This is a genomic window from Pseudomonas arsenicoxydans (genome assembly GCF_006438915.1).
GTDB classification, from domain to species: domain Bacteria; phylum Pseudomonadota; class Gammaproteobacteria; order Pseudomonadales; family Pseudomonadaceae; genus Aquipseudomonas; species Aquipseudomonas arsenicoxydans_A.
Window position 1 is genome coordinate 24,960 of sequence record NZ_RCZE01000021.1, and the last position, 13,727, is coordinate 38,686.

General features: G+C 60.4%; 11 protein-coding genes and 1 pseudogene. All 12 read left to right on the top strand.

The annotated features are described in order from the left end of the window. Positions 1 to 110 precede the first annotated feature (110 nt). The 12 genes and pseudogenes from EAH78_RS32220 (at position 111) to EAH78_RS30460 (ending at position 13,679) form a co-directional block, all read left to right on the top strand. Positions 111 to 500, top strand: a complete 390-nt coding sequence (locus EAH78_RS32220) for a hypothetical protein (protein ID WP_161599714.1) — start codon at positions 111 to 113, stop codon at positions 498 to 500. Continuing rightward, a pseudogene (locus EAH78_RS33500) lies at positions 437 to 593 on the top strand (TolC family outer membrane protein); the annotation flags it as partial. The gene EAH78_RS32220 and the pseudogene EAH78_RS33500, both read left to right, overlap by 64 nt. Before the next feature lie 36 nt (positions 594 to 629). After that, positions 630 to 2,786, top strand: a complete 2,157-nt coding sequence (locus EAH78_RS30415; RefSeq protein ID WP_140671858.1) for a type I secretion system permease/ATPase — start codon at positions 630 to 632, stop codon at positions 2,784 to 2,786. Beyond that, a complete protein-coding gene (locus tag EAH78_RS30420) occupies positions 2,776 to 4,143 on the top strand; it encodes an HlyD family type I secretion periplasmic adaptor subunit (protein ID WP_140671860.1) in 1,368 nt (455 codons plus the stop codon). Before EAH78_RS30415 ends, EAH78_RS30420 begins: the two co-directional genes overlap by 11 nt. A 304-nt stretch (positions 4,144 to 4,447) precedes the next feature. Next, positions 4,448 to 5,335, top strand: a complete 888-nt coding sequence (locus EAH78_RS30425) for a TauD/TfdA dioxygenase family protein (protein ID WP_140671862.1) — start codon at positions 4,448 to 4,450, stop codon at positions 5,333 to 5,335. Between the two features lie 18 nt (positions 5,336 to 5,353). Next, positions 5,354 to 6,379, top strand: a complete 1,026-nt coding sequence (locus EAH78_RS30430) for an ABC transporter substrate-binding protein (protein ID WP_140671864.1) — start codon at positions 5,354 to 5,356, stop codon at positions 6,377 to 6,379. A gap of 5 nt (positions 6,380 to 6,384) precedes the next feature. Continuing rightward, on the top strand, positions 6,385 to 7,245 hold the full coding sequence (locus tag EAH78_RS30435; protein ID WP_140671866.1) for an ABC transporter ATP-binding protein: 861 nt from the start codon (positions 6,385 to 6,387) through the stop codon (positions 7,243 to 7,245). A gap of 20 nt (positions 7,246 to 7,265) precedes the next feature. Further along, on the top strand, positions 7,266 to 8,132 hold the full coding sequence (locus EAH78_RS30440; RefSeq protein WP_140671868.1) for an ABC transporter permease: 867 nt from the start codon (positions 7,266 to 7,268) through the stop codon (positions 8,130 to 8,132). Positions 8,133 to 8,334: 202 nt separating this feature from the next. Beyond that, positions 8,335 to 9,261, top strand: coding sequence for a LysR family transcriptional regulator (locus EAH78_RS30445; RefSeq protein WP_140671871.1), 927 nt, complete (start codon positions 8,335 to 8,337; stop codon positions 9,259 to 9,261). A 211-nt stretch (positions 9,262 to 9,472) separates the two neighbouring features. Continuing rightward, positions 9,473 to 11,008, top strand: coding sequence for an MFS transporter (locus EAH78_RS30450; RefSeq protein ID WP_140671873.1), 1,536 nt, complete (start codon positions 9,473 to 9,475; stop codon positions 11,006 to 11,008). A 26-nt stretch (positions 11,009 to 11,034) separates the two neighbouring features. After that, positions 11,035 to 12,099, top strand: coding sequence for an HlyD family secretion protein (locus EAH78_RS30455; RefSeq protein WP_140671875.1), 1,065 nt, complete (start codon positions 11,035 to 11,037; stop codon positions 12,097 to 12,099). Further along, positions 12,096 to 13,679: an efflux transporter outer membrane subunit gene (locus tag EAH78_RS30460; protein WP_140671877.1), complete on the top strand. Its 1,584-nt coding sequence runs from the start codon at positions 12,096 to 12,098 to the stop codon at positions 13,677 to 13,679. The genes EAH78_RS30455 and EAH78_RS30460 overlap by 4 nt, the downstream gene beginning before the upstream one ends. Positions 13,680 to 13,727 lie beyond the last annotated feature (48 nt).

Here is a 13,727-nt window from a genome sequence, read left to right on the forward strand (position 1 = left end):
TTTCCGACATACGGTAATGCGCGTATTCATTTTCCGATGCGTACGTATGTTTCGCCGTGATTCACGACAAGTAACTCAGGGAAATCGAAACCGTTCGTCTGCAGTGCTTCATGGCTTCACTCATCGCTTCAGGCACTGGTTTTGTTCAGGTACAGCGCTTTGCACAGGCCATGCGACGGGCACTGGAAGTCCATCCGGAAGTCCAGGCAGGTGTTAATAGTCGGTTGGGCGCGGATTATCGGTTAATGACGGCCAATTGGGGATACTTTCCAAGTGGCGATCTGCTGGGCGGTAATTGTTATGGAGACACTGATAGCGTCACCACGCGGACAGCATCGACCCATAATCACCGGAAAATTTTGCTCCGCAGGCGTCGCGCCAGTGCTTCTCGCCAATGGCTGTTGACGGTTTTTCGTCGTGCAGCGAACGGGTGCGTCAACAAGCCGCCGAGATCAGAAACATTCAGTTATTTACTCAATACCGATTCAAGGCGACCATGAGCCGGTTGCTCAAAAGCCAGGGAGTGGTCGCACCGTTGGCATCCGTTGTGCAGAACGACGTGAAGCCAGGGTCAGCTCCCCGGGATGAATTGAGTCCTCCCTTTTTATCGTTAGCCAAGAGTGTCGAGCGTGGAATCAGAAGTCAGTCGGGTTCAGCACATCCATGATCCACGCGCGCAGCATGACGATCCGTTACTGGATGGTCTGCTAGCCCTGTGCACTCTGCATCAGAAGCCAGCCAGCGCCGCGATGTTGACCACCGGCCTGCCATTGCCCAAACAACGCCTGAGCGTTGAGCTGCTGCCTCGCGCCGCCGCTCGCGCCGGTCTGCAAGGTCGGGTGCTGCAACGCAAGCTTGAGCAGATCCCGGCGATTGCGATGCCGGCCCTGTTGTTGCTCAAGGATGGCCGCAGTGCGGTCCTGCTTGGCTGGCACGGTGATGACCAGGCCCGGGTGCTGCTGAGCGAAAGCGATGGCGGCGAAAGCGTGGTCAGCCGCGAACTGCTCGCCGACGACTACACCGGCAAAGTGTTTTTCGCGCAACCGCAGCACAAATTCGACGTCAACCACGGCACGCTGATCCCGCGTGCGCGTTCGTGGTTCCGCGACACCCTCAAGCGGTCGCGCTGGCTGTACGCCGACGCCATCGCCGCCAGTTTTCTGATCAACATCATCGCCATGGCCGCACCGCTGTTCGTGATGAACGTCTACGACCGCGTGGTGCCGAACCAGGCTGAATCGACCCTGTGGGTCCTGGCCATCGGCATTACCGGTGCCTACCTGTTCGACTTGATCCTCAAGAGCCTGCGCAGCCTGTGCCTGGACCTGGCCGGCAAGAAAACCGACCTGATCATCTCCGCCACGTTGTTCGAGCGCATTGTCGGCATGGCCATGAAGTACCGCCCGGCGCGGGTTGGTAGCTTCGCCCAGAACATCCACGAGTTTCAGAGCCTGCGCGACTTTCTCGCCTCGCTGACCCTGACCAGCCTGATCGACCTGCCGTTTACGCTGCTGATCTTCCTGGTCATCGCGATCCTCGGCGGGCACCTGGTGTGGATTCCGGTGCTGGCGTTCCCGATTGCCTTGCTGATCGGCTACGCCTTGCAGAAACCGCTGGTGGCGACCATGGAACGAACCATGGCCCTCGGCGCCGAGCGTCAGTCGAGCCTGATCGAAACCCTCGCCGGCCTTGACGCGGTGAAGGTCAACAACGCCGAAAGCGAACGCCAGTATCAGTGGGAACAGACCATCGGCACCCTCAGCCGCCTCGAGCTGCGAGTGAAAATGCTCTCCGGTCTGGCGATGAATATCACCTTGCTGATCCAGCAACTGGCCGGGGTGATCATGATCGTCTTCGGCGTGTACCAGATCATCGCCGGCAACCTGAGCATGGGCGGTTTGATCGCCTGCTACATGCTCAGCGGTCGCGCACTGAGCCCGCTGGCGTCGCTGTCCGGCCTGCTGACGCGTTATCAGCAAGCACGGGTGACCATGACCTCGGTCGATCAAATGATGGAGCTGCCGCAAGAGCGCAATTTCGAAGAGCGCCCGCTGAGCCGCAAGGTGCTGCAGGGCGCCATCGAGTGTCGGCAGATGAACTTCACCTACCCGAACCAGCAGAACGCGGCGCTGAAGAACATCAACCTGACCATCAAGCCGGGCGAAAAAATCGGCATCATCGGTCGCAGCGGCTCGGGTAAAAGCTCCCTGGCCAAACTGCTGGTGGGCCTGTACCAGCCGGACGACGGCGCGCTGTTGGTGGATGGCGTCGACATCCGTCAGATCGACGTCAGCGAGTTGCGCCACAACATCGGCTACGTAGCGCAAGACATCCAGCTGCTGGCCGGCACCTTGCGCGACAACCTGGTGTCGGGCGCGCGTTATGTCGAAGACGAATTGGTCCTGCAAGCCGCTGAACTGGCCGGCGTGCACGAATTTGCCCGTCTGCACCCCCAAGGCTATGAACTGCAAGTCGGTGAGCGCGGCCAGAACCTGTCCGGCGGTCAACGCCAGAATGTCGCACTGGCCCGGGCACTGTTGCTTGATCCACCGATTCTGTTGCTCGACGAACCGACCAGTGCCATGGACAACACCGGTGAAGAACGCCTCAAGCAACGCCTCGCGGCGGTGGTGGAAAGTAAAACCGTAGTGCTGGTCACGCACCGGGCTTCGCTGTTATCGCTGGTGGATCGCTTGATCGTCATCGACCGTGGACAAATTCTTGCCGATGGCCCGAAAGTCGCCGTGATGGAAGCGTTGAAGAAGGGGCAGATCAGTGTTGCTTAAGTCGGGGTTCAAAAATTCGATCGGCCGTTACTTCAAAGGCTCCGATTCGCTGCATGGCCAGCCATTGCCCGAGGTCAACAAAGCCCTCATCGAAGACGCCCCGCGCGTGGTGCGACTGACGATCTGGGCAATCATCGCCTTCTTCGTGTTCCTGATGCTCTGGGCCAACTACGCGGTGATCGATGAGGTCACCAAGGGCGACGGCAAGGCGATTCCGTCGTCCAAGATCCAGAAAATCCAGAACCTTGAGGGCGGTATCGTCTCCGAGCTGTTCGTCAAAGAAGGGCAGATCGTCGAGGCCGGTGCGCCGCTGATTCGCCTCGACGATACACGCTTCGCCTCCAACGTCGGCGAGACCGAAGCGGATCGCTTGTCGATGCTGCTGCGCGTCGAACGCCTGAGCGCGGAAGTCGACGACCGTCCGCTGAATTTCGCGGCGGACGTGCTCAAAGCCGTGCCCGTTCAGGCGGCTAGCGAAGAGTCGCTGTACACCAGCCGTCGTCAGCAACTGCACGATGAAATCGGTGGCTTGCAGGAGCAGTTGATCCAGCGTCAGCAAGAGCTGCGTGAGTTCACCTCCAAGCAGTCGCAGTATCGCCAGCAGCTGAGCATGCAACGTCAGGAAATCAACATGTCCGAGCCGCTGGTGGCCCAGGGCGCGGTGTCGCCGGTTGAAGTGCTGCGCCTGCGGCGTGCCGAAGTCGAAACGCGCGGACAACTGGATGCCACGACACTGGCGATCCCTCGCGCCGAATCGGCGATCAAGGAAGTGCAGCGCAAGATTGACGAGACGCGCGGTAAATTCCGCAGCGAAGCCCTGACTCAACTCAACGAAGCACGCACCGATCTGAACAAGGCCCAGGCCACCGGCAAAGCGCTGGAAGACCGGGTCAGCCGAACGCTGGTGGCATCGCCGGTGCGCGGCATCGTCAACAAGCTGCTGGTGAACACCATTGGCGGCGTGATCCAGCCGGGCAGTGACCTGGTGGAAATCGTGCCGTTGGACGACACCTTGCTGGTCGAGGCGAAAATTCGCCCGCAAGACATCGCCTTCCTGCACCCGGGGCAAGAGGCAACGGTGAAGTTCACGGCGTACGACTACACCATCTACGGTGGGTTGAAGGCCAAGCTTGAGCAAATCGGCGCGGACACCATCACCGATGAAGACAAGAAGACCACGTACTACATCATCAAGCTGCGCACCGACCGCAGTCACCTGGGGACAGATGAAAAGCCGTTGCTGATCATTCCGGGGATGGTGGCGTCGGTGGATATCATCACCGGCAAGAAGTCGGTGCTCAGCTATTTGCTCAAGCCGATTATTCGGGCGCGGGCTGAGGCGTTGCACGAGCGATAATTTTTAGTGAGGCTGATGGCCCCTTCGCGAGCAAGCCCGCTCCCACATTAGGTCTGTGTGTGACTCAGGTTAAGTGTGGGAGCGGGCTTGCTCGCGAAGGCAGCCTCAAGAGCAGCGCAATTCAAAAGCCATATCGTTATTCACTAACGGTATTTAAATTTCAATTCTTATACCTATAAAGTCACTCTCCTGCGTACCTGCCGACCAATCGGCGCGCCGCACGACACGAACCAACACGGGACCTCCGTGAGTTTCTTGATCGACGCGCGCGCCCTTGAGCGTGCCGTGCGTGGGAGTGATTTTTATGTCAGCTGTTTCTGCTACCAACCGCATCGCGCCACAAACCTTCGACATCCGCCCGTTCAGCGGCGCCGTCGGTGCCGAAATCATCGGCCTCAATCTGTCTATCCCGATCAATGACCAGGACTTCGCGCGCATCCATCGCGCGCACCTGGATCATCACGTCGTAGTGTTCCGCGACCAGCGCATCACCCCCGAGCAGCAGATCGCTTTCAGCCGTCGATTCGGCGTGTTGCAGATCCACGTGCTCAAACAATTCCTGCTGACCGGCCACCCGGAAATTCTCATCGTTTCCAACATCATCGAAAACGGCCAATCCATCGGTCTCGGTGACGCCGGCAAGTTCTGGCATTCCGACCTTTCCTATAAAGAACTGCCCAGCCTGGGCTCGATGCTGCACGCCCAGGAGCTGCCGTGCGAGGGCGGCGATACCTTGTTCGCCGACATGCACAAAGCCTGGGACAACCTGCCCGACGCGTTGCGCACAGCGGTTGAAGGCCGCTCCGCTGCGCACTCCTATACCGCGCGCTACAGCGAAACCAAATTCGAAGGTAATTGGCGCCCGACCCTGACGCCAGAGCAACTGGCGCAAGTCGCCGAAGTGGTCCACCCGATCGTGCGCACGCACCCGGAAAACGGCCGTAAGGCGTTGTTCGTCAGCGAAGGCTTTACCACCCGCATCGTCGGTTTGCCGTATGACGAGAGCCAGCAGCTGCTCGCCGAGCTCTACGCCCACAGCGTGCTGCCACAAAACATCTACCGCCATCAGTGGCAGCCGCATGACCTGGTGTTCTGGGACAACCGCTCGCTGATCCACCTCGCCGCCGGATGCCCCAGCCACCTGCGCCGCAAGCTGTATCGCACCACCATCCAGGGCGACGCGCCTTTCTGATTTGCCGGAGATTTGATCATGTCCAAACGTCTTCCCTTTGCACCGCTGGCGGCCGCCATCGGCCTGGGTTTCAGCCTGATCGCCGGCAGCCTGGTGGCGCCGACCGTGGCCCACGCCGAAGGTGAAATCCGCATCGCCGAGCAGTTCGGCATCGTTTACCTGTTGCTCAACGTGGTGCGCGATCAGAACCTGATCGAGAAGTACGGCAAGCAGGAAGGCATCGACATCAAGGTCGACTGGACCCAGTTGTCTGGCGGCGCGGCGGTCAACGATGCGCTGCTTTCGGGCTCGATTGATATTGCTGGCGCCGGCGTCGGTCCGTTGCTGACCATTTGGGATCGCACCCACGGCAAGCAGAACGTCAAAGCCGTGGCCTCCCTCGGCAACTTCCCTTACTACCTGGTGAGCAACAACCCCAAGGTCAAAACCATCGCCGACTTCACCGAAAAGGACCGGATTGCGGTGCCAGCGGTGGGGGTTTCGGTGCAGTCACGTTTCCTGCAATACGCGGCCGCCAAGCAGTGGGGTGAGAAGGAATTCAATCGCCTCGACAAGTACACCATCGCCGTGCCGCATCCGGACGCTACGGCCGCGTTGGTGGCCGGGGGCACAGAGTTGTCCGGGCACTTTTCCAACCCGCCGTTCCAGGATCAGGAACTGGCTAACCCCCACGTCCACGTGGTGTTGAACTCCTACGACGTGCTCGGCCCGAACTCGCCGACGGTGCTGTTCGCCACCGAGAAATTCCGCGAAGAAAACCCGAAAACCTATAAAGCCTTCATTGCGGCGCTGACCGAAGCGGCGGAGTTTGCCCAGAACGATAAAGGCGCTGCCGCCGACACCTACATCCGCGTCACCAAGGCAAAAATTGACCGCGCAGCCTTGCTGAAAATCATCGACAACCCGCAGTTCGAATTCAGCGTCACGCCGAAGAATACGTATCCACTGGCCGAGTTTCTCTACCGCGTCGGTGCGATCAAAAACAAACCGGATTCGTGGAAGGACTACTTCTTCCAGGACGCCAAGCCATTGCAAGGGAGCTGATCGAAATGAACGCCCCTTTGCAAGGCCACACGGTCAGCAAACCGAACGTCGCAGCCCAGGCGCTGCTGTCGGTCGACAACGTCAGCCTCGAATACCGCACGCCACAGCGTGTGGTTCGAGCGACCCATCGGGTCAGTTTTGAAATCGATCCGGCGGACCGCTTTGTGCTGCTCGGCCCGTCCGGTTGCGGCAAGTCGACACTGCTCAAAGCGGTTGCCGGGTTCATCCAGCCGTGTGAGGGCGAGATCCGTCTTCAAGGGCAAACCGTGCATGCGCCTGGGCCGGACCGGATTGTGGTGTTTCAGGAGTTCGATCAGCTGCCACCGTGGAAAACCGTCAAACAGAACGTCATGTTTCCGCTGCTGGCGTCCAAAACCCTTAAGCGAAAAGAGGCTGAAGAGCGGGCGCTGCACTACCTCGAAAAAGTCGGGCTGGCGGCGTTTGCCGACGCCTATCCGCACACCTTGTCCGGCGGCATGAAAGCCCGAGTCGCCATCGCTCGCGCCTTGGCGATGCAGCCGAAAATCCTCCTGATGGACGAACCCTTCGCCGCCCTCGATGCGCTGACCCGCCGCAAGATGCAGGAAGAGTTGCTGCTGCTCTGGGAAGAAGTGCGTTTCACCCTGCTGTTCGTCACGCACTCCATCGAAGAGGCGCTGGTGGTGGGCAATCGTATTCTGTTGCTGTCGCCGCACCCGGGTCGGGTGCGGGCGGAAGTCCACAGCCATCAATACGATTTGCACAGCCTTGGCGGCGTGGCGTTTCAGGAGTCGGCGCGGCGGATTCATCGGTTGTTGTTCGATGAAGGTCAGTCGCCGGAAACCGAGCGTGAGCTGGATTTCTCCGACATTCGCATCGCTTATTGAGCCATTGAGAGGAGTGCCCGATGAGCCATTTATCATCTGTGCGTGAAGCGTTCGAAACGGTTTTGCAGCCGCTGACCAGCGTACCGCTGGAGCGTGAATTACCGCTCGGTCAGCGCCTCTGGCAGCAGGGCTGGATTCGTAAAAGCCTGATCCTGATGTTGCTGGCGGTGCTGTGGGAAGTGGTCGCCCGCGTTCAGAACAACGACCTGTTGCTGCCGAGTTTTCTGCAAACCGCCAGCGCGTTGTACGACGGCCTGCTGAGTGGTGAGTTGTTGGGCAAGGTCTGGATTTCGCTGGTGGTGTTGCTCAAGGGTTACCTGATCGGCATCTTCCTGGCGTTTGCCCTGACGACGTTGGCGGTGTCGACCCAGTTCGGTCGGGATCTGCTGAGCACGTTGACGTCGATGTTCAACCCGTTGCCGGCGATTGCCTTGTTGCCGTTGGCGCTGCTGTGGTTCGGCCTGGGGCAGAACAGTCTGATTTTTGTGTTGGTGCATTCGGTGCTGTGGGCCTTGGCGTTGAACACTTATGCCGGGTTTCTCGGGGTTTCGGAAACGCTGCGCATGGCCGGGCGTAATTACGGGCTCAAGGGGATGCGGTTCGTGCTGTTTATCCTGATTCCGGCGGCGTTGCCGTCGATTCTTGCCGGGTTGAAGATTGGTTGGGCCTTTGCCTGGCGTACGTTGATCGCGGCGGAATTGGTGTTTGGCGCTACCAGCGGCAAGGGTGGTTTGGGTTGGTACATTTTCCAGAACCGCAATGAGCTGTACACCGACAAGGTGTTTGCCGGGTTGGCGGTGGTGATTTTGATTGGGTTGCTGGTGGAGAATCTGGTGTTTGATTCGCTGGAGCGGGTGACGGTTAAGCGGTGGGGGATGCAGCGTTAAATTCTGTGGTGACTGGTCTGGCCTCTTCGCGAGCAAGCCCGCTCCCACACTGGATTTAGGCTGATCACAAACCCTGTGTTCACAGCTGAGCTAATGTGGGAGCGGGCTTGCTCGCGAAGGGGCCAGACCTGTCACCCTCTAATCCAAGAATGTTTGCTAGCATTGCGTCTGAATCAATCCAGATCAGCCACGAGTGCTCAGCATGCAACTCCCGGACATGAACCTATTGGTCGCCCTCGACGCCTTGCTCGACGAGGGCAGCGTGGTCGGCGCCGCGCGGCGGATGAACCTCAGCCCGGCGGCCATGAGCCGAACGCTGACGCGGATACGCGAAGCTATCGGCGACCCGATCCTGGTGCGCGCCGGTCGCGGCCTGGTGCCAACGCCCAAGGCGCTGGAGTTGCGCGAACAAGTGCGCGACGTGGTCGAGCAAGCCGCGCTGCTGTTTCGTTCAGCCGATGAGGTGGACCTCGGTTCGATGCGCCGCCGGTTCAGCATCCGTGCCAATGATTTTTTCGTCGGCGTCTATGGCGGCAAACTGTTCGACACCCTGGAGCGCCAGGCGCCGCACTGTGAATTGCGCTTTGTGCCGGAAGGCGACGGCGATGATGAAGCGCTGCGCGAAGGGCGGATCGATTTGAGTGTCAGCAACAATCGTCCCGTCATGCCGGAAGTGAAGGTGCAGAACCTGTTCTCAACGCACTTTGTCGGACTGGTGCGCGAGGACCATCCGCTGTTCGACGAAGAGATTACCGCCGAGCGCTACGCCGGTTTTTCGCATATCAGCATGTCGCGCCGGGGCATTGCCCGTGGGCCGATCGACACGGCCCTCAACGCACTGGGGCTGGAGCGTCGGGTGGCGGTGATTGCGCCGAGTTTCCATGCGGCGATGTTCGCGTTGCCGGATTCCAATCTGATTCTGCCGGTGCCGAAGGAAGCGTTGCTAAGCGTCCGTCGCCTGGGCTTGAAACTGCGCTCGTTCACCCTGCCGATTCCGCTGCCCACCCTGATGCTGACGCAGGCCTGGCACCCCAGGTTTGACAATGACCCGGCCCACCGCTGGCTGCGTCAAACCCTCAAATCCTGCTGCGATGAAACATGGCTGGCCGCGCAACCACACTCAAGTTGACCGCCGATCTAGTGTGGGAGCGGGCTTGCTCGCGAAGGCGGTGTGTCAGTCGACATGTATTTGACCGAGGCACCGCCTTCGCGAGCAAGCCCGCTCCCACAGGGTTTTTATTGTTGCGTCCAGCGCACTTATAACCTGTCGATAAGTCAGTTTTCGTCAGCCCAATCGCTTTTTAGAATGCCCCGGTACTCAACCCCCGGAGCAAGCAGTAATGACTTCCCTCACGGTCACGGCACCCCTCGCCGCGACTCCACCTTCCGCCGTAACGCCACCGGTCTTCGGCCCGCGGATCATCATCGGTCTGGTGGGGGTGTTGCTGGCGGTGTTGGTGTCGGGCCTGAACGAGATGGTGACCAAGGTAGCCCTGGCGGACATTCGCGGTGCGTTGGCCATCGGTTACGACGAAGGCACCTGGCTGGTCGCCAGTTACACCGCGACCTCGGTGGCGGCCATGGCGTTTGCGCCGTGGTGTGCGGTGACGTTCTCGTTGCGGCGATTCACCCTTTGCGCCATCAGCGTCTTCACGCTGCTGGGCATGTTGTGCCCGTTCGCCCCGAACTACGAAAGCCTGCTGGTCATGCGCACGTTGCAAGGCCTGGCTGGCGGTGCATTGCCGCCGATGTTGATGACCGTAGCGTTGCGGTTCTTGCCGGCCAATGTGAAGCTCTATGGCCTGGCCGGTTATGCCCTGACTGCCACGTTCGGGCCCGGTCTCGGCACGCCATTGGCCGGGCTGTGGACCGAGTATGTCGGTTGGCAATGGACGTTTTGGCAAATCATCGTGCCGTGTCTGCTGGCTCTGGGAGCGGTGGCTTATGGTTTGCCCCAAGACCCGCTGCGCCTTGAGCGCTTCAAAAACTTCAACTGGCGCGGTCTGCTGCTGGGTTTTCCGGCGATCTGCATGCTGGTGATCGGCATTTTGCAGGGCAATCGGCTGGACTGGTTCGAGTCGAGCCTGATCGGCGGATTGCTCGGCGGTGGGCTGGTGTTGCTGGTGTTGTTTCTGATCAATGAGTGGTCGCAGCCGATTCCGTTTTTCAAGATGCAGATGCTCGGCATCCGCAACTTGTCCTTCGCCCTGCTCACTCTGGCGGGGGTGCTGGTTGTGTTGCTGGCGGTGATCATCATTCCGTCCTCTTATCTCGCTCAGGTGCAGGGTTATCGCCCCGTGCAGACTGCGCCGATCACGCTGTTGGCGGCGTTGCCACAGTTGATTGCGCTGCCGTTGGTGGCGGCATTGTGCAACCTGCGGTGGGTCGATTGTCGCTGGGTGCTGGGCGCGGGTTTGAGCATGTTGGCGCTGTCGTGTATCGGTGGTTCGCAGCTGACGTCGGCGTGGATTCGCGACGATTTCTATGCGCTGCAACTGCTGCAAATCTTCGGTCAGCCCATGGCCGTCCTGCCGCTGCTGATGCTGGCGACCGGCAGCATCTCGCCGATGGAGGGGCCGTTCGCTTCGGCCTGGTTCAACACGGTGAAAGGCCTGTCAGCGGTGATTGCTACCGGCGTCATCGAGGCGTTGACCACCGCCAGACTGCATTTTCACTCGACGATGCTGGTAGACAACCTCGGCAATTCGCCCCTGGCCGACCGCGAGAGCGCACGCCTCGCCCACCGCCTGCACGAGCAAGCCGTGGTGCTGACGTCTTCCGATCTTTATCTGTGCATGGCGGGCATCGCGCTGACGCTGATCCTGTTGATTTTCTGGCTGCCGACGCGGATGTATCCACCGCGCGCGCCGACATGAACGCTTCACTGAAACAGAAGGTTTTTATGACGACTCAAACAACGCAAAAAATAGCTGTCGGTGTCGCCGTAGTGGTGGCGGTCGGTGTGCTGATTTGTCTGCTGACGCCCGGCCTTTTCGGTCAGCGCACGCAGCAAAAAACCAATGACGCGTTTGTCTCGGCGGACTTCACCCTGGTGGTCCCACGCGTGGCCGGGTTTATCAAGGAGGTGCTGGTGGAAGACAATCAGCAGGTCAAGGCCGGGCAGTTGCTGGCGTTGATCGACGATCGCGATCTGCGCGCTGCAGCCCAGGCGGCTGACGCCGAAACCCTGGTGGCCAAGGCGCAGCTGCAAAATGCCCGCGCGACTCTTGAACGTCAGGCCTCAGTGATCGCTCAGGCTCAAGCCTCGGTGGTGTCGGCCAAGGCTGAAATGGCTTTCGCCGAACATGAGTTGAATCGCTACGACCATCTGGCCGGCGTCGGGGCTGGCACGGTGCAGAATGCTCAACAAGCGCGCACGCGCATCGATCAGGCCAACGCGCGGTTGGCCAACGCGATGGCGGTGCTGGCGGCGGAACGCAAGCAAGTGGACATTTTGACCGCCCAGCGCGATGCGGCGGAAGGCGGATTGAAACGGGCGCAAGCCGCGCTGGAAATCGCCAGCTATGAGCTGTCTTACACGCGTATTGTCGCGCCGCAGGACGGTATGGTCGGCGAGCGCGCCGTGCGAGTCGGCGCTTATGTGACACCGGGTAGCAAAATTCTGGCGGTGGTGCCGCTGGCTCAGGCTTACGTGGTGGCCAATTTTCAAGAGACGCAACTGACCAACGTTCAGCCAGGGCAGGATGTGCAGGTGCGGGTTGATAGCCTCGGCGGTGAGGCGCTGAACGGTCGGGTCGAGAGCATCGCCCCGGCGACGGGCGTCACGTTTGCCTCGATCAAACCGGACAACGCCACGGGTAACTTCACCAAGGTTGTGCAGCGGATTCCGGTGAAGATTGTGCTGGAGCCGGGTCAGGCGCTGACCTCGCGGTTGCGCGTGGGGATGTCGGTGGAGGCGAATATTGATACGGCGAGCGCGGTGTCGCATGAGGTCACTCAGCGATGAACTTCGGTAAAACGCTTTCCCTGTGGCGAGGGGGCTTGCCCCCGTTGGGTCGCGGAGCGGCCCCAAAAATGGCGAGCGCTTCGCACTCGAACGGGGCGATGCGGCGTTCCGACAAGCCCCCTCGCCACAAGAGCCGCGTTCAGTCAGTTGCTTTTGTGTTGAGCTTGTTCTCAATAAGCGCCTGCACCGTCGGCCCCGACTTCCAGAAACCTCAAGCACAACAAATCAGCGAGTGGTCAAAACCCGCCAAACCCGCCGCCAGTGAAGCGGTCACCTCCGACATGAACGAACACTGGTGGGAGGTCTTCAACGACCCCAAATTGTCCGCCCTGACCCAGCGCGCCCTGACCGACAACCTCGACCTGAAACTCGCCAGCAGCCGCTTGCAACAAAGCCGTGCCGCGCGCCAAGTGATCACCGCCAACCGTTATCCCAACACGGCCGCGACTGGCAGTTACGGACGCAATCGCAACAGCGGCGAAGGCCTGAGCGATCCATCGGGCCACAACGGTGACTCGGCATTCAACCTGTGGGATGCCGGCTTCTCCGCGTCCTGGGAACTGGATTTCTGGGGGCGCGTGCGCCGTGAAACCGAAGCCGCCGACGCCACGCTGGAAGTCGCGGAAAACGATCGTCGCGGTGTGCTGCTGTCGGTGCTCGCGGAAACCGCTCAGGACTATATTCAACTGCGCGGCGTGCAAAGCACTCGGGCCGTCACCGAGCAGAACCTCGACGTCGCCCGCCACAGTTTGAAACTCTCGCAACTGCGTCTGGCCGACGGCGTTGCCACCGACCTGGACGTCGCCGAGGCTGCCGCCCAAGTCGCCGCCATCGAATCGCGCTTGCCTGCGCTGGAGCAGCGGCAGTCGCAACTGATCAACGCGTTGAGCCTGCTGATGGGTGAACCGCCGCAAGCGCTGCACGCCGAGTTATCCACAGACGCCCCAGTGCCGCAAACCCCACGCCAAGTCGCGATCGGCTTGCCGTCGCAGCTGGCGGAACGCCGTCCGGATATTCGCCAGGCTGAAGCGCAACTGCACGCTGCCACCGCGAACATCGGCGTGGCCAAGGGCGACTTCTACCCGCGGATCACCTTGTCAGGCAACCTGGGTTCGCAAGCCATGCAGCTCAGCGATTTTGGTTCGTGGGGCTCGCGTTCATTCGGTATCGGCCCGCAATTCAGCCTGCCGCTGTTTGACGGCGGTCGCCTGCGCGGTGTGCTGAACCTGCGCGAAGCCCAGCAACAGGAAGCGGCCATCGCCTACCAACAAACCGTGCTGCGCGCCTGGCATGAAATCGACGATCAACTGACCGCCTACAACGCCAGCCAATTGCGCCGCGACAGCCTCGCCGAAGCCGTCCGCCAAAACCAGATCGCCCTGCGCACTGCGCAGCAGCAATACACCGAAGGTGTGGTGGACTTCGTTAATGTGCTGACGGTGCAAGGCGCATTGCTGGCAACTCAGGAGCAATTTGTGGAGAGTTCGACCGGGGTTTCGCTGGCGATGGTCGGGTTGTACAAGGCGCTTGGCGGGGGATGGGAGTCGGTGTATCCGTTGGCGCAATTGACGAAGCGTTAGTTCACTCGTATCAATCCAGGTGGCCTGTCTTGATAGTTATGGTTCAAC